Raw genomic sequence first — 14,495 nt, forward strand, 5'->3', positions numbered from 1 at the left:
AGGAGTTTTTTTTTAACCACGAAAAGTCCCTCTATAAAGCCCGCCGCCGGAGCGATCTCCCGGCGGCGGGGTGGTTCAGGTCACTGGCCGATGTCTTCGAGCGAGTCGATGCCAGAGGCTTCCCGGGTAACGATCTGGATGACCTCCGGGTAGATGTGCCCGATGAAGGCGACATTACCGACGGAGCCGCCATCAAACTCGCCGCGGCCTTCCACGGCATCTCGGGCGGGTGCATGCACCGTCATGCCCAGGTCCATGTTGTTGTCGCGGATGCTCACCAGGTTTTCGATGGAGGCTCCGGTCTCGATGTTGGTGAAGTTGGCATTGTCCAGGTAGCGGTTCCAGATGGTCGCCATCTCGCCGCCCAACGGATAGTAGGTGCCGCCCTGGCTGCCGGTACCAAGGATGAATTCGCGCTTTTCCTCGATCTCACCCAGTTCCGCTACCGGGTTGTCGACGGTCAGGCCCTGCTCCTCGTAGTAGCGCTTGGCACCCGGGTGGATGGGCATGTGGTCGGCGCCGTTCAGGGCGTTTTCCAGGGTCATGAAGGCAGACTGGGAGTGCGTGTTCTCCTCTGCGTGCTCGACCATGAGCCTGGCCAGTTCGTAGCCCAGCTCCTCGCTGATGGTGTTGGTGTTGCCCACCAGTACTGCATATGCCGTGATGGTTTGTACGTCCTCGTTGAGGAATTCGTAGCTGTCGCTCGGAATGATGAATCGGCTGTAGTCGCTGTTAGCCTCGAGATACTCAATAGCCTCATCGGATAGGCTGAGCATACGGACGTCGCCGCTGGCGGCCTGCAGGTTCTCGATGCTGCCGGAGGGCAGACCCAGAATGCCGATGGAGACGTCAATGTTGCCATCCTGCACCCCGTCGAGTGCGGCACCAAAGCCTTCCTGATAAGTGTTGTAGCTATCTGAGCCGATGCCGTAGGCATCGAAAATCAGCTGTGAGACCCCTTGAGTCGTACTGGCGGGTGGGCCGATGGCGATATTGGGGGTATTGCCGCCGTCGTTTCCGCAACCGGCAACCAGAATAGCTGCACCCAGGGCAAACAGGGGAAGTGCGCGTTTCATGTCGACTCCATTCCTTGTTGTAGGTCGGCATGGCAGTCCGTGCAGCCGGGCGGCCGCGCTGCCAGCGTGACCGCCTATTCTCGGCAAGTCCCGCTATATCAGGCAAAAGAAAATTAGTTGCCTACCTATTCCAAAAAGTCATGGGTTTAGGGTGTGAATTCTTTACTTTCCCGTGGTACTCAGTCGCAGCTGAAATAATGGAATACATAGCGCGCTTTTTTTCGTTTGAGGGGAAGCAAGCCCACATGCTCCCATGACCCACCGTCGGGTCTGCATGGACCCTCAATCAAGGAGAGGCGAGGCTATGGATCTTCCCTACGTCAGCGAATCGATGGGCGTAGTCCACCCCATATGCCTGGAGCGCGGACGAAACGCCGAGGTCTGGGATGAAGAGGGGCGTCGCTACATTGATTTCGTTGGCGGCATTGGTGTGCTCAATCTGGGGCACTGCCATCCCGGCATCGTGGAAGCAGCCAGTGCGCAGCTTGAAAGATTGACCCATTCCGCGTTTAACGCGCTACCGCACCGGGGCTATCTCGATGTCCTGGAAAAGCTCCAGACCTTCGTGCCAGTGAGTTATCCGCTTACCGTTATGCTTACCAATAGTGGGGCTGAAGCCACCGAGAATGCACTGAAAGTAGCTCGTGGTCATACGCGTCGTCAGGCAGTCATTGCCTTCGACGACGGTTTTCATGGCAGGACGCTGGCAGCGCTCAATCTCAACGGCAAGGTCGCCCCCTATAAACAGCAGGTGGGCAGCCTGCCGGGACCTGTATACCACCTGCCTTTTCCCAGCCGCGATGGTGGCGTAGACACCGACGAAGCATTGGTGGCGCTTGAACGCCTATTTGAAGTTGAGCTACCGCCAGACGAGGTGGCAGCGGTGATCCTCGAACCCGTACAGGGAGAGGGGGGCTTCCGGCTGATGAATCGGGATTTTGCTCTGCGGCTGAGAGATATCTGTAACGTCCACGGAATAGTGCTGATCATCGACGAGATTCAATCCGGCTTCGGTCGCACCGGACGCCCCTTCGCTTTCAGCTTCCTCGGCATCGAGCCTGATCTGCTGTTGATGGGCAAGAGTATGGCCGGCGGTCTGCCGATGGCCGCGGTGGCTGGTCGCGCCGAGATCATGAACTCCCTCCCCAAGGGCGGCCTAGGTGGTACGTACTCAGGCAATGCTGTCGCCTGTGCTGCGGCGAAGGTGGTTATGCAAGAGATGACCCACGAGCGCCTTGCGGCCTGGGGGGAACGCCTTGCGGGTCGCATTGAGGCGGCACATCAGAAATGGCAGGCCAGCGGACGCTTTCCGATGCTTGGTGCTCTGACTGGCGTTGGCGCCATGCGCGGCCTGGTACTTGAGGATACTGACTATGCCAGCGGTGGGCTGCACCTGGCAAAGCTGCTGAGGTCGGCCCGTGAGCGAGGTTTGCTGCTGATGCCTAGCGGCCGTCGCAAGAACGTCCTCCGGCTACTGATGCCGCTTACCATCGAACCCGAAGTGCTGGAAGAGGGCCTGTCGTTGCTTGAGCAGGCGCTCGAGACCCTGACGGCCTAATTCCTGATAGGAGAAGAAAATGATGAGCCCATGGCTCCCCCAGGATCAGATTCGCGACCTGTTTTCCCGCGCCATGTCGGAGATGTATCGTCAGGAGGTGCCACAGTACGGCACTCTGGTTGAACTGGTCGAGACGGTGAATCGTGAAGTACTTGATGCGGACCCTGCACTGGCAGCTGAGCTTGAGGCCAACGGCGAGTTGGCTCGGCTCGATGTTGAGCGACATGGCGCCATCCGCGTAGGTACTCCTGAGGAGTTGGCCATGCTGCGCCGGCTGTTTGCCGTGATGGGCATGTACCCAGTGGGATACTACGACCTCTCGGTGGCGGGCGTCCCGGTGCATTCCACGGCGTTTCGACCGGTTGACGATGAGGCCCTGAAACGCAATCCGTTCCGAGTCTTCACCTCATTGCTTCGCCTGGAGTTGATCGAGCAGCCTGAGCTGCGCGAGCGAGCTGCAGAGGTCCTGGCAGGTCGTGACATCTTTACGCCGGACGCACGGCAGTTGATCGAGACCGCCGAGGCTCAGGGCGGGCTGGACGAAGAACAGGCCAGGCACTTTGTCGATGAAGCCTTGGAGACCTTCCGTTGGCATCGGCAGGCAACCGTGGACCTGGCGACCTATCAGGCGTTGAGCAACGAGCACCGCTTGATTGCTGACGTGGTCTGCTTCCGTGGCCCTCATATCAATCATCTCACGCCGCGGACTTTGGACATTGACGAAGTCCAGCGGCGCATGCCCCGGGCGGGCATCGACCCCAAGGCCATTGTCGAGGGACCACCACGTCGTGATTGCCCCATCCTGTTACGCCAGACCAGTTTCAAGGCACTGGAAGAGTCGATCACCTTTGCGGGTAACGAGGAGGGAAGTCACACGGCGCGCTTCGGTGAGATCGAGCAGCGCGGCGTGGCTCTGACCCGTCGAGGAAGAGCACTTTATGACAGCCTGCTCAACGCCTCGCGTAAGCGCGGTGGCGCCGCGGACAATGACGCCCACCAGGCCCAGCTGGCGCAGTTTTTTCGCGACTTTCCTGACAGTCACGATCTGCTGCGACGCGAAGGGCTGGCCTTCTATCATTACCGGGCAGTACCTGGCCGTCGATCCGCTGCTGCCGATGGGAGTGTGGAAGCGCTCATCGAAGCTGGTGCCCTCGTTGCCAGCCCGATAACTTACGAGGACTTCCTGCCGGTCAGTGCAGCCGGGATTTTCCAGTCCAACCTGGGTGATGGGGTGAGAGACGAGTACGCCAGCCATTCCAACCAGGCACAGTTTGAAGAAGCGCTGGGTGTCGCGGTCACTGACGAGCTGGCCCTCTATGAGCGCAGGCAAGAGGCCTCGTTGAAGGAAGCCCTGGCCTCCCTTGGGTAGCAGGACAATCATGCTGCAATAGCCACAGTTCTACGGGGGGCTGCCATATCGCTGGTAAGCCCAGCAGAAGCCTGGCCCTGGCACGCGAAAGGGTAAGAAGGCTGGGTCGTGCTGCATGAGCCGCTTGAGGGCGCAAGCTCATGCCTGGTGATGTGAGAAGACGGGGAAGGCAGCTCCCCCGTCTTCTTTTTTTTCCACGCCCGGGGCTGGCCATCATCAGTGCTCCGCCCCGGCTCGACGAGCCGGGGGACGCGGCGCTTCAGTCGGCTCCGGGCGGCTGCGCTGCCTGGCGGGAGCGCGCGATGCAGCCGAATGGGGGGCAGCCAGCTTCTCCTGCTGCCAGGCAAAGTAGAGGAAAAGGGCGCCCATCACCAGGTAACCCAAGGTGAAGTCCCAGGCGGCGTTGAAGGCCAGCTCAGGGGCATGCATCAGCCCGACGAAGGAGAAGCCGGCCGCGACGCCGGCGAAGGCGGCGGCACGACGGAACTGGTGATCGATCACCGAGACAGTCATGGCACCAATCAAGATGGCCATGAACATGGCACCTTGGCCCAACGGCACGATGCCTGCCGAGATGCCTTCCACGGCTTCACCGGCAGCGTTGTTGAAGCGCGTCATTACGTAGTTGGCGAAGTAGGGCAGCATGGCCAGGGCCACGGCCGGGTAATAGCGGGTATCGTTGCTCTGGAAGGCGGTCGCGATCATCGACATGCCGACGAAGACCAGGATCGGGGCCACTACCGAGACCGGGATGATCGCGGCCATGGCGGCAATCAGACCGAACATGGTGGCAATCGCGTAGACCGCACCGTTGAGGATGCTGTACCCGCGTCCCGCTCCCATCCATTTGGCTCCCACGGTGGCAATGTAGACCGTGGTGGGGAAGACGCCGCCGAACAGGGCGCCCAGCATGGTGCCGGCACCGTCGACTGCCTGGCACTCGCGAACATCGTATTTGTCGCCCGCCGCTTCCATGGCTTCGACATTGTTCATGGTCTCGATGGCGTTGTAGAGCGTGATTGGCAGCACTACCGTGAGTACTGCCAGCATCCCGGTGAAGAGCAGTCCCAGACCTTCGAACCAGGCCAGGTTGGGTAGCAGCGGATAGAAGCCGAGGTGGGTGAAGGCGTCGCTGAAACGCTCACCGCCCGCATCCCCGATCAGATAGGCCATGGCAGTGCCGACAATGATGGCAAACAGCGAGGTCGGCAGGCGGAAGGGCATGGCCACCCGGGCGATGAGCCCGACAATGATGATGGCCAGGACCAGCAGGCCGATGACCGGCATTTCCAGCGTCTTGAACAGCATTTCGCCGGCGATGAAGGTCAGCGCCACGCCGGCCACGGCGCCCAGCATGGCGGCTCGGGGAAGGTGATACTGTACCCAGCGCCCGATCAGGCTGACAGACGCTTCGATGGCGCCACTGATGAAGCAGGCGGCGACGGCGACCTTCCAGGCCAGTTCGGCATCGCCGGTGAGCTGCTTCGCAGGGAGCAGCACGCCGAACAGGAACACGAACATGACCGGCGTGGAGATGCCGTAGGAGAGGGCGGTGACGTCCGCTCGATTCTCCTTGCGAGCCAGCCGCGCCGCGCTCCATGCATAGTAGAAATTGCCTATCATTACCGCGACGGCGGCGCCTGGCAGCACCTGGCCGAAGACGATCGAGGCAGGAAAGCCCATGCCCAGCATGGTGATGGCAATGATGACGAAATTCGCGATATTGTTTTGAAAAAGGGCGAAGAAGGCGTCGGTGTCCTCCTTCTTGTACCAAGGGTAGTGCACGGGGGAAGCCGCCATGTTGAGCCTCTTGTGTATTTGGGGTTGTATACAAGGCAGCTTCAGTCTGCCTTCGTCCTGACTGTTTGGTCAACTCGGCGTTGGTCTATTCCGTCATGCTCGTACAGAGGGGAGTGTCGATGAGCTCTGAAGAGGCTGCCAAAGACAGCTGCATCGTACGTCATTTCAATTATTACGCTCCCGTGTCGGATCAGGACAGGCGCCTGCTGATCCAGCTGGAGGACAACGCTACGCCGGTGCGGGCAGGGATCCACCTGTGGGACGAACGGGACCAGGCGCATGACTTCTGCACCCTCAAGCGAGGCTGGGCGTTCTCTTATCGCAATCTCGAAAATGGGACGCGCCAGATCCTCGATATCTACCTGCCAGGCGATATCATCGGTCTTCGTGAGTTTGCCTTTTCGCAGCGCCTGGCGGGCGTGCAGATGGTCGAGGATGGCGAGGTCTGCTTCTTCCCTCACCGGAACCTGACCAATATCTTCCGCTGCTCCTACTCGCTGACGTCGATTCTCTTCGCCATCGCCAGCCGCCAGCAGGTGATGCTTACCGAGCGGTTGGTCAATCTGGCGAGGCGCAATGCGCGCGAGAAGCTGGCCCACTTCCTGTTGGAGATGTTCCAGCGCCTCAGGCAGACCCAGGGCAGCGGCAAGGAGAGCTTTCGACTGCCCCTGTCCCAGGAAGTGCTCGCCGATCTCCTGGGCCTGAGTCCCGTGCATGTGAGTCGCACCTTTACCGCCCTGGGCGATGACGGGTTGGTCATTCGCGACCGCCACTCGATCACCCTGCCGGACCTGGAGGCTTTGAAAGAGGAGGCCGGGTTCGACGACCGCTATCTGATCGAGAACATGCGGCCGCTCTTCGATGGCTCTAGCGCCTGAGATGCTACCGAGCGCAACCTGAGAATGCGAAACGCCATGCCCCGGCCGGGACATGGCGTTTCCGCAACAAGGCTCAGTTGACCGCGGCGATGGCCTTGGCCAGGTAGGGCAGGTTCTCCTGGGAGAAGCCGGCGACGTTGGCACGACCCGAGCGCACCATGTAGATGCCGAACTCGTCGCGCAGTCGGTCTACCTGCTCCGGTTTGAGGCCGGTATAGGAGAACATGCCGCGCTGCTCGGCAACACAGGCGTATTTCTGGTCGAGTCCATAGGGCTTCAGCGCCTCCACGAAATCGCGCCGCAGGGTGTTGATGCGGTCGCGCATCTCGGTAAGCTCTTCGCGCCACAGGGCGGCAAGCTCGGCGGAGTGCAGGATCTCGCTGACGATGGCACCGCCATGGGCGGGCGGGTTGGAGTAGTTCTCACGTGCCACGATGGCGACCTGGGAGCGAACGTTCTCCATCTGCTCGCTGTCCTTCGCCACCATGATCAGACAGCCGGTACGCTCGCAGTAGATACCGAAGTTCTTGGAGCAGGAGCTGGTAATGATCACTTCGTCCAGGCTTTCAGCCATCAGGCGTACGCCGTAGGCGTCTTCGTCCAGGCCTTCTCCGAAGCCCTGATAGGCGAAGTCGATCAGCGGCAGGAGGTTGCGCTCACGCACCACCTCGAGGATCTGCTGCCACTGGTCGCGGTCCAGGTCGAAGCCGGTGGGGTTGTGGCAGCAGGCGTGCAGCACGATGACGTCGCCGGCGGGGATCTGCTTGACCGCGGCCAGCATCCCGTCGAAGTCGAGGCGGTTCTCGGCATCGACATAGGGGTACTTGTGCAGGTCGATGCCCGCAGCAGTGAAAATGCCGTGGTGGTTAGGCCAGGTGGGATCGCTGACCCAGATGCCCTTGCCGGGAAGCTGGGTGCTGATGAAGTCGGCCGCCAGTCTGAGGGCACCGGTGCCGCCGGGGGACTGGGTGGCACTGGCGCGCTTGGCGGCGAGAACCGGTGAGTCTTTACCCAGTACCATGGGCAGAATCACTTCGCCGTATTCCGGAGCGCCGTGGGAGCCGATATAGGTCTTGGTGGTTTCGTTCTTGAGCAGCAGGGCCTCGGCTTCCTTGACGGCGCGCATCACCGGCGTGTTGCCCTGGCCATCCTTGTAGACGCCGACGCCGAGATCGACCTTCTGGGGGTTGGTGTCCTTCTTGAAGGCCTCGATCAGGCCGAGGATGGCGTCCCCGGGAACCCGCTCAATATGTTCGAACATTTATTTCGCTACCTCGTCGGTTCTGGCGGCAAGTATGAAGTCGTTGCGGTGCAGGCCATTGATCTTGTGGGTCCACCAGTTCACGGTGACCCTGCCCCATTCGGTCAACAGTGCCGGATGATGGCCGGCGGCCTCGGCGATCTCACCCACACGGTTGGTGAAAGCCAGGGCCTGCCGAAAATCGTCGAAGGTAAAGGCCCGCTCAAGCTGCATGATGCCATCGCGCTTAACAATCCGCCACTCGGGAACCTCGGGCTTGAACAGCTTGATCTCGGCTTCCGATACTGTGGGTGAGTGTTTCCGGCAGGCTTCACAAGGTTGGCGAGATAGTTGGGTCATGCTGCCTCCTGGAGCGTCGGTCTGCGACTAGGCTATTGCCATGAGCATGGTCAGGCTGGGTCGCCGAATGAGAGGAGAGTTATCAATGCACCAGCATAGCGCCTTGCCGCTCTGGCTCAAGCTGGCGTTCACGGCCTGGATCCTGTTCTGGGCGCCGGCCTATGCGGTAATGCTGGGGCCTCAGAACTATTTCTGGCTATGTAACGTAGCCAGCTTCCTGATTCTCGTTGGCCTGTGGTGGGAGCATCGGCTGCTGCTGTCCATGCAGTGGCTTTCCGTGGCTCTGGTCGGTGCCTTCTGGACTCTGGATGTCGGCGTGGCATGGCTGACCGGGGTGCATCCCATCGGCGGTACCGAATACATGCTGGATCCCGAACACCCCCGGTTGGCCAGGGTGCTGTCGCTCTATCATGTCGTTCTGCCGTTGGTCGCAGGCTTTGCCGTGCTGAAACTGGGCTACGAGCGTCGCGCCTTGTGGTGGCAGACAGGCCTGACCTGGCTGCTGTTGCCATTGAGCTATCTTTTCACTGACCCTGAGCGCAACATCAACTGGGTGCACGGCCCTTTCGGCGCTCATCAGGATATGCTCGGCTCGCTGACCTATCTGGTGCTGCTGTTGCTCGTCTGGCCATTCGTGCTCTACCTGCCGCTGCATGCCGTGATGCGCTGGACGCAGCGGCGTAAGCGGTCCGGTTGAAGGCAGCGCTCAGCTGACGACACGGTTTCGTCCTTGGCGCTTGGCTGCGTACAGGCTTTGGTCGGCTCTGTCGATCAGGGTGTCCCTGGGCTCGCCCAGGCGGTACTCGGCGAGGCCGATGCTGGCCGTAAGTTGTCCGGGTGAAAGGCCGAAATCGTGCTCGGCGATGGCAGCCCGTAGACGTTCGGCCAGGGGGCGGCTCGCCACCAGTGGCGTCAGCGGCAGAACCACGGCAAATTCCTCTCCACCAAGCCGGCCGATGATGTCTTCTTCACGGAGTAGCCGATCACTCAAGCTGGCGAACTCCGTCAGTACCTGGTCGCCCTGGAGGTGTCCCCAGGTATCGTTGACCTGTTTGAAATGGTCCAGGTCGATGAGCATCAACGACAGCGGCGTACCATGACGCGTACTCCTGGCAATTTCCTCGTCCAGCCGGGAAATCAAGCGGCGCCGATTGGCCAGGCCGGTCAGGTCGTCGGTATCCGACAGCCGGCGCAGCCTCGTCTCTTCTGCCATTTGTTCGGTGATGTCTATCATCAGCCCATGCCACAGGACGCCGGTCTTGGCGTCTTCGGGCTGGGCACGTAATGCGACCCAACGTGAGCGACGACTCGGGAGGCGCAGGCGAAACTTGGTGGCAATGGGCACCCGCCAGCGCGCCGAGCGCTCGATGGCGGCCATGACGCGCGGATAGTCCTCGGCGTTCAGTCGCTCGAGCATATGGCGCGCGTCCTGGCTCAGCCTGTCGCGGTCGATGCCAGGCAAGCCGGTGCCGCTCCCGGCCAGGTAGGGGAAGTGCATATGGCCATTGTGGTCACGATGAAACTGAAAAATGACCCCAGGCAGCCGTGCGGCGAAGGCATGCAAGCCGACCGGCTCGTCCAGACCCCCACCCGTCATGGCGTTTTCTTCTGTCATGCGGGTGTACCCTTTTATCCTGCGCTGGGCAGGTACAAACGTGCTTGTTCTGTCACGGCTCGGCGAGCTTCCCGGCAGTCCTGGGCGCGAAGCAGCTGGTATGAAGGGATGAGCCGTTTAGCGAAGGACTAATATACGATGTAACACTGCGTAACGCACCTGTCGTGACCTGTAGGAAATCGGCGACATATTTTGTCAGCAATTTGAGACAGTGCACAAGCCGCTGCCTTTGGCCTGCGGTTAGCGAGGGGCGTCATACCGCGGTCGGCGGTCATTGGAGAACACGATCTGCCATAGCTGCAGGTCTCGTGCGCGAAAGGCACCCGCGCAGACCGAGAGGTAGTAACGAAACATGCGGCGGGTGCGCTCACTGTAACGCCCCGCCAGTTCCTGCCAGTGGCTGTCGAAGTTGTCGCGCCAGGCCATCAGCGTCCTGTCGTAGTCGGGCCCGAAGTTGTGCCAGTCCTCCAGCAGGAGCTGGCCTTCGCTTGCCTCTGCCACCTGCCTGGCCGAAGGGAGCATGCCGTTGGGGAAGATGTAGCGGTCAATCCACGGGTCGACGCAGACTTCGGAAGTATTGGAACCGATGGTATGCAGCAGGAAGAGGCCGCCCTTCGCCAGCAGCCTGTTCACGGTCTGGAAGTAGAGGTAATAGTTGCGATGTCCGACGTGTTCGAACATGCCGATCGAGACGATGCGATCATAGCAGCCCTCCAGGTCGCGGTAATCCATCAGTGCTATCTCCACGGGCAGCCCGGTGCAGCGTTCGCGTGCCAGTGCGGCCTGTTCGCGCGAGATGGTGATCCCGGTGACTGAAACGCCGTGATGCCTCGCAGCATATTCGGCGAAGCTGCCCCAGCCGCAGCCGATGTCCAGCACATGCATCCCGGGGCGCAGATCCAGCTTGTGGCAGGCCAGTTCGAGCTTGGCGAGCTGAGCCTGGTGAAGACTCTCTGCCTCCTTCCAGTAGCCGCAGGAGTAGCACATGGTGGGGTCGAGCATGCGCTCGAAGAGGTCGTTGCCGAGGTCGTAATGGGCTTCGCCGACCATGTAGGCGCGGGCCCGGCTCTGCAAGTTGATCAACCCCGCCTGGAGGCGATACATCAGGCGATCCGATGGTGGGCGTGCTCGTTCGCCCAGGCCGTGTTGCAGCAAGCGGCAGGCGAGTTCGTCGATGCTGTCGCACTCCCACCAGGCGTCCATATAGGACTCGCCAAGCCCAAGCGAGCCGTGGCGCAGAAGTCTCGAGCAAAAATCGGGGTGGTAGATCTGGGGATCCCAGGGCGCGTCGCCGTTCAGGGTGACGCCGGAACCCTCGAGCAGGGCGGAGAGTACGCGCTGGGCGCGATTATCTGGCAGGGCGATGGGGCCAATGCGTTGCTCACTAGTCATGGAGTCCTCCCGGTCCATCGGCGCAGGATATTGTCGTTGTCGTTGCCTGAAACCTCGTGAAGAAACGCGTCGCGCTTGTTACACGCTAGTTATGAGCATAGTTCAGGCCAGGATGAACGGTTAGTCGCCCCTGGCTGGTATAATCACGCATTCTGTCATTCAGCCGGAGGCCCAACGTGTCTTGTGATTCGCCATTGATCATTGCTCTCGATCACCCTTCGCTCGATGCCGCCCTGTGCCTGGCCGACCGGCTCGACCCAGAGCGTTGTCGCGTCAAGGTCGGCAAGGAGCTCTTCACACGTAGCGGCCCCGATGTCCTCGAGGCGCTGCATGGGCGCGGTTTTCAGGTCTTTCTGGATCTCAAGTTCCACGATATCCCCAATACCGTGGCGGCTGCCGTACAGGCGGCTGCCGAGCAGGGTGTATGGATGGTCAACGTGCACGCCGGCGGCGGCAGGCGAATGATGGAGGCAGCACGTGAACGGCTGGAGCGTCACGGTCTCGAAACACGACTGATCGCGGTCACGGTGCTGACCAGCATGACGGCGGATGATCTCTTGGAGGTAGGGGTCAGCGCTCCTCCGGCGACTCATGTCGAGCGGCTGGCCTTGTTGACACGCGACTGTGGCCTGGATGGAGTGGTTTGCTCGGCCCAGGAGTCCGCCAGGCTGCGCGAGCTCTGTGGGCCTGAGTTCCTCAAGGTGACGCCGGGCATCAGGCCACAGGGTGCGGCGCAGGGCGATCAGCGTCGCGTGATGACGCCGGCCGAGGCCATGGCGGCGGGGAGCACTCACTTGGTGGTGGGCCGGCCGGTCACCCAGGCAGAGGATCCCATGGCGGCATTGCTGGACATCGAGAAGGAGCTTACTCCCCCTCGATCCCCGTGATGGGCCGGGTCGTGCCCCAGCTGCGGCAGCTGGGGCATTGCCAGTGCAGCGGCTGTCCGGCGAAGCCACAGCGCTGGCAGCGATGCCGTGGGCGAGCCGTGAGCAGTGTATGGGTATGCTGCTTGAGCAACTGCAGGCGGTTGTCAGGGACGCCCTGCGCCTGCTGCTGTTGCTGGTAAAGATCGAGGAGGTAGTCGAGTGCACCCAGGCTCGGGGCGCGATTCAGCTGCTCACTGACCAGCTCGATGGCGGCCTGCAGTCCGAGCCGCCGTCGCTGGGTTTCAGCCAGCAGGATGATAAGGCTGGTAACGTGGGCGCGGGTGAGCAGCTCCTCCAGGCAGGCAACCAGGCCGGCCTCGTCATCGAGCATCGTATAGGCGTGATGCAGGGGGTCGAGCACGATCGGCATCATGTCGAGATCCTGATCGGGGATGCGCATCAGGATGCGGATGGCGTCGCGATAGTGCCCGGTATCCTGGGCCATGGCCGCTAACAGCAGATTGGCGCGCACGCAGCGCGGGTCGGTGGAGAGCGCGCGACGCAGGTGCTTGCGGGCAAGCCCCGGACTGGCCGAGTGGCGCTCCTGATCGGCCAGCTCGCAGAGCCAGTGGGCCGCAGCGCGGCGAATGTCGTCGTGCTGGCGAATCAGGCTCGGGTAGGCCACTTCAAAGGCCGCCTGCCACTCCCCTTCGCGGTCGAAGAGGTCGGCCAGCAGACGCTTGGCAGCATGGCGAATGTCATCGTGGCTGGATTCCCGCACCAGCTGCTGAAGCAGTCTTTCGCTGCGGTCGAACAGCCCCAGGTGGAAAAAGTCGCGGGCCAGCTCCAGCTGAACTTGATCGCTCTGCAAGGCGGTCAGGGTGGGGCGAGCGAGCAGGTTCTGGTGAATCTTTACGGCGCGGTCGGCTTCGCCGCGCGTACGGAAGAGGTTGCCCAGGGTGATATGGGTGTCGACCGTTTCGCTGTTGACCTCGAGGGCACTGACGAACGTTTCGATGGCGCGGTCGGGTTGCTCGTTGAGCAGATAGTTGAGGCCGACGAAATAATCTCGCGAGAGCGTATTCGGTGACGCAGAATCGCGCTTACCCTGTCGCTCGCGTCGGCCTAGCCACCAGCCGATGGCAACGGCGGCCATCAGCAGGACAAGCAGCAGGGTATCGGGCATTTACGGCAATTCCTTGAGCTCCTGAACGCGCAGGCGGTCGAGTTCCTTGCGCTGCTGGCGGTTCAAGCGTTGGGCTCGGGATAGCGCAGTGCGTAGCCTCAGCCATACGCCTGTCATTGCCAGCATGCCCAGCACGACACCGCACACCAGGGCGGCCAGCAGCCACACCGAGAGCGAAACCGACGGCAACTCCAGCCAGATCAGGTTGAGCGGTACCGTCTGCTGGTTGTTGACGGCGAACAGGATGCCGACCAGCAGTACCGCCAGCAGGATAATGGCCAGGATGAGGCCTTTTAGCCAACGCATGAGTCTATCCCTTGTGAATGACGATGATATTAATAGCCGAGGGCGCGGCTGGCATTGACCTGCTCGCGAAGCTCCTTCCCAGGCTTGAAGTGTGGCACGAATTTGCCCTCCAGTGCGACCGGCTCGCCGGTCTTGGGATTGCGCCCTACCCGCGGCTCCCGATAGTGCAAGGAAAAGCTGCCGAACCCCCTGATTTCGACCCGCCCCCCCTCGGCCAGGGTGTCGGTGATGTCATCAAGGATCAGGCGAACCGCGGATTCGACTTCCTTGACCGAAAGCTCAGGCTGACGCATGGCGATCTGTTCGATCAATTCGGATTTGGTCATCGGGTCATCTCCAGGCGATTCCCGGTCCGGTGGGACCGGGGCGGCATTCTTATTCTTCCGTCAGCATACTGCTCAAATCGTGATAAAACAACGCACTACGACCATGGTCAAGGAAAAGTCGCAAACCTGCTCCAAGCACTGCTTCATTTCCAGGAGTCCGGTATACTGGGCAGCCCAGTCATTCTTGTCACCGAGGCCAACGTTGAGCGAAGCGAATACCCCCGATGCCGCCGCCCTGCGCAAGCGGCTCTACTGGCACTCTCGGCGCGGGATGTGGGAACTCGACCTGCTGCTGATTCCCTTTCTCGAGCACTGCTACGACCAGCTTGGCGCCGAGGATCAGGCAGCCTATCGCGCACTGATCGAGGGCGAGGATCAGGATCTGTTCGGCTGGTTGATGCAGCGCGAGCCTCCCGCCCCTCAGTTCGAACGTATCGTCACTCTCATTCAGCAACATGCCGAGAACCCCGACAACGATTCCCATCGTCCCATCTAGGCTGGCTTGGTGTTGCCAGTGGCTGCT

Annotated in this window: 15 protein-coding genes; 6 read left to right on the plus strand and 9 right to left on the minus strand. The window is 61.3% G+C overall.

From position 1 onward, the window contains the following. Positions 1–80 precede the first annotated feature (80 nt). A complete protein-coding gene (locus H1D44_RS11295; RefSeq protein ID WP_181514956.1) occupies positions 81–1,076 on the minus strand; it encodes a TAXI family TRAP transporter solute-binding subunit in 996 nt (331 codons plus the stop codon). A 304-nt stretch (positions 1,077–1,380) separates the two neighbouring features. Between H1D44_RS11295 and H1D44_RS11300 the strand changes: the two genes are divergently transcribed. Next, positions 1,381–2,634, plus strand: a complete 1,254-nt coding sequence (locus H1D44_RS11300) for a 2-aminoadipate transaminase (RefSeq protein ID WP_181514957.1) — start codon at positions 1,381–1,383, stop codon at positions 2,632–2,634. A gap of 19 nt (positions 2,635–2,653) precedes the next feature. Continuing rightward, positions 2,654–4,003 carry a 2-oxoadipate dioxygenase/decarboxylase HglS gene (hglS, locus tag H1D44_RS11305; RefSeq protein ID WP_181514958.1) on the plus strand — a complete coding sequence of 450 codons (1,350 nt, stop codon included), beginning with the start codon at positions 2,654–2,656 and terminating at the stop codon, positions 4,001–4,003. A 216-nt stretch (positions 4,004–4,219) separates the two neighbouring features. Here hglS and H1D44_RS11310 read toward each other — a convergent pair whose 3' ends face one another. Then, positions 4,220–5,803: an NCS2 family permease gene (locus H1D44_RS11310; protein ID WP_238984510.1), complete on the minus strand. Its 1,584-nt coding sequence runs from the start codon at positions 5,801–5,803 to the stop codon at positions 4,220–4,222. 119 nt (positions 5,804–5,922) lie between these two features. Between H1D44_RS11310 and H1D44_RS11315 the strand changes: the two genes are divergently transcribed. Then, complete coding sequence (locus H1D44_RS11315) at positions 5,923–6,681, plus strand: Crp/Fnr family transcriptional regulator (RefSeq protein ID WP_181514959.1); 759 nt, start codon at positions 5,923–5,925, stop codon at positions 6,679–6,681. A 73-nt stretch (positions 6,682–6,754) separates the two neighbouring features. On the opposite strand, the gene H1D44_RS11320 is transcribed toward H1D44_RS11315, so the two are convergent. Further along, on the minus strand, positions 6,755–7,942 hold the full coding sequence (locus H1D44_RS11320) for an amino acid aminotransferase (protein ID WP_181514960.1): 1,188 nt from the start codon (positions 7,940–7,942) through the stop codon (positions 6,755–6,757). Further along, on the minus strand, positions 7,943–8,281 hold the full coding sequence (locus H1D44_RS11325; protein WP_181514961.1) for a 4a-hydroxytetrahydrobiopterin dehydratase: 339 nt from the start codon (positions 8,279–8,281) through the stop codon (positions 7,943–7,945). Positions 8,282–8,366: 85 nt separating this feature from the next. On the opposite strand from H1D44_RS11325, the gene H1D44_RS11330 reads away from it, so the two are divergent. Further along, on the plus strand, positions 8,367–8,978 hold the full coding sequence (locus tag H1D44_RS11330; RefSeq protein WP_181514962.1) for a hypothetical protein: 612 nt from the start codon (positions 8,367–8,369) through the stop codon (positions 8,976–8,978). A gap of 9 nt (positions 8,979–8,987) precedes the next feature. On the opposite strand, the gene H1D44_RS11335 is transcribed toward H1D44_RS11330, so the two are convergent. Together H1D44_RS11335 and cfa are read right to left on the minus strand one after the other, a co-directional pair. Continuing rightward, on the minus strand, positions 8,988–9,896 hold the full coding sequence (locus tag H1D44_RS11335) for a GGDEF domain-containing protein (RefSeq protein WP_181514963.1): 909 nt from the start codon (positions 9,894–9,896) through the stop codon (positions 8,988–8,990). Between the two features lie 240 nt (positions 9,897–10,136). Beyond that, positions 10,137–11,288: a cyclopropane fatty acyl phospholipid synthase gene (gene cfa, locus H1D44_RS11340; RefSeq protein ID WP_181514964.1), complete on the minus strand. Its 1,152-nt coding sequence runs from the start codon at positions 11,286–11,288 to the stop codon at positions 10,137–10,139. A 176-nt stretch (positions 11,289–11,464) separates the two neighbouring features. On the opposite strand from cfa, the gene pyrF reads away from it, so the two are divergent. Beyond that, positions 11,465–12,175 (plus strand): orotidine-5'-phosphate decarboxylase, encoded by a 711-nt coding sequence (gene pyrF / locus H1D44_RS11345; RefSeq protein ID WP_181514965.1) that lies wholly within the window; start codon positions 11,465–11,467, stop codon positions 12,173–12,175. On the opposite strand, the gene lapB is transcribed toward pyrF, so the two are convergent. The 3 genes from lapB to H1D44_RS11360 are packed head-to-tail and all read right to left on the minus strand — an operon-like array spanning position 12,153 to position 13,972. Beyond that, positions 12,153–13,340: a lipopolysaccharide assembly protein LapB gene (lapB, locus tag H1D44_RS11350; RefSeq protein WP_181514966.1), complete on the minus strand. Its 1,188-nt coding sequence runs from the start codon at positions 13,338–13,340 to the stop codon at positions 12,153–12,155. The genes pyrF and lapB overlap by 23 nt on opposite strands. Continuing rightward, positions 13,341–13,646 carry a LapA family protein gene (locus H1D44_RS11355; RefSeq protein ID WP_181514967.1) on the minus strand — a complete coding sequence of 102 codons (306 nt, stop codon included), beginning with the start codon at positions 13,644–13,646 and terminating at the stop codon, positions 13,341–13,343. It lies immediately after the preceding gene. Positions 13,647–13,675: 29 nt separating this feature from the next. Next, positions 13,676–13,972, minus strand: coding sequence for an integration host factor subunit beta (locus tag H1D44_RS11360; RefSeq protein WP_181514968.1), 297 nt, complete (start codon positions 13,970–13,972; stop codon positions 13,676–13,678). Positions 13,973–14,174: 202 nt separating this feature from the next. On the opposite strand from H1D44_RS11360, the gene H1D44_RS11365 reads away from it, so the two are divergent. Continuing rightward, positions 14,175–14,468, plus strand: a complete 294-nt coding sequence (locus tag H1D44_RS11365) for an FAD assembly factor SdhE (protein WP_181514969.1) — start codon at positions 14,175–14,177, stop codon at positions 14,466–14,468. Positions 14,469–14,495 lie beyond the last annotated feature (27 nt).

The sequence above is a fragment of the Billgrantia kenyensis genome (genome assembly GCF_013697085.1).
GTDB lineage: Bacteria > Pseudomonadota > Gammaproteobacteria > Pseudomonadales > Halomonadaceae > Halomonas > Halomonas kenyensis.

Coding starts and splice junctions, on each gene's coding strand:
- H1D44_RS11295 (WP_181514956.1), bottom strand. CDS start 1,076: ATGAAACGCGCACTTCCCCTGTTTGCCCTGGGTGCAGCTATTCTGGTT.
- H1D44_RS11300 (WP_181514957.1), top strand. CDS start 1,381: ATGGATCTTCCCTACGTCAGCGAATCGATGGGCGTAGTCCACCCCATA.
- hglS (WP_181514958.1), top strand. CDS start 2,654: ATGATGAGCCCATGGCTCCCCCAGGATCAGATTCGCGACCTGTTTTCC.
- H1D44_RS11310 (WP_238984510.1), bottom strand. CDS start 5,803: ATGGCGGCTTCCCCCGTGCACTACCCTTGGTACAAGAAGGAGGACACC.
- H1D44_RS11315 (WP_181514959.1), top strand. CDS start 5,923: ATGAGCTCTGAAGAGGCTGCCAAAGACAGCTGCATCGTACGTCATTTC.
- H1D44_RS11320 (WP_181514960.1), bottom strand. CDS start 7,942: ATGTTCGAACATATTGAGCGGGTTCCCGGGGACGCCATCCTCGGCCTG.
- H1D44_RS11325 (WP_181514961.1), bottom strand. CDS start 8,281: ATGACCCAACTATCTCGCCAACCTTGTGAAGCCTGCCGGAAACACTCA.
- H1D44_RS11330 (WP_181514962.1), top strand. CDS start 8,367: ATGCACCAGCATAGCGCCTTGCCGCTCTGGCTCAAGCTGGCGTTCACG.
- H1D44_RS11335 (WP_181514963.1), bottom strand. CDS start 9,896: ATGACAGAAGAAAACGCCATGACGGGTGGGGGTCTGGACGAGCCGGTC.
- cfa (WP_181514964.1), bottom strand. CDS start 11,288: ATGACTAGTGAGCAACGCATTGGCCCCATCGCCCTGCCAGATAATCGC.
- lapB (WP_181514966.1), bottom strand. CDS start 13,340: ATGCCCGATACCCTGCTGCTTGTCCTGCTGATGGCCGCCGTTGCCATC.
- H1D44_RS11355 (WP_181514967.1), bottom strand. CDS start 13,646: ATGCGTTGGCTAAAAGGCCTCATCCTGGCCATTATCCTGCTGGCGGTA.
- H1D44_RS11360 (WP_181514968.1), bottom strand. CDS start 13,972: ATGACCAAATCCGAATTGATCGAACAGATCGCCATGCGTCAGCCTGAG.